The sequence below is a fragment of the Bartonella sp. ML69XJBT genome, from assembly GCF_028618515.1.
In the GTDB taxonomy this organism is placed as follows: Bacteria; Pseudomonadota; Alphaproteobacteria; order Rhizobiales; family Rhizobiaceae; genus Bartonella.
Map to the genome: position 1 here is coordinate 1 of NZ_JAQITB010000145.1, position 586 is coordinate 586.

1 protein-coding gene is annotated in these 586 nt (G+C 33.1%); it reads right to left on the bottom strand.

All coding sequences use genetic code 11. From position 1 onward, the window contains the following. Positions 1-336: single-stranded DNA-binding protein (gene ssb, locus PVV68_RS10575; RefSeq protein WP_273783059.1), on the bottom strand; the 336-nt coding region annotated here is incomplete at its 3' end. Positions 337-586: the final 250 nt, after the last annotated feature.

Consider the following 586-nt stretch of genomic DNA (forward strand, 5'->3'; position numbering starts at 1 on the left):
ATCTAAAAGCTTTAAGTCGCCTTTGTATTGTGGCAAGACAATCTCTGTTACAAAACGTTCAGTACCGTTTTTATCTTGCCATTTACGGGTTTGTAACTGCCCCTCTATATAGACCTTGCTGCCTTTATTAAGATACTGAAGTGCTATTTTTGCCAAATGTGGATTAAAAACCACAATGGAATGCCATTCTGTCTTTTGGATTTTCTTATTGGTTGCCTTCTCTGTATAGCTCTCAGATGTTGCTAAACGAAAATTGACCACCTCACCACCTGATGGCATTGTTTTGCTTTCGGGATTAGCCCCTAAATGACCGATTAAAATCACTTTATTAAGCATTTACTTGATATCCTTTTTATAGGAAATGGCACTTAGAAACAAAATAAATCATAATAAACAATACTATAACACATCATAATGAATTTTTACAAACGAAATTTATTTTAAAGCACTGAATCTAAATAATGAATCCTGTTTTTATTTTACTTATTTGCTTGCCTTTTTACACAGATTGTTTAATATAGAGATATTCGTCCACTCTTGGATAATGGAATAACAGAAAGCGTGTAAAAAAGCCGTGTCGATTAAT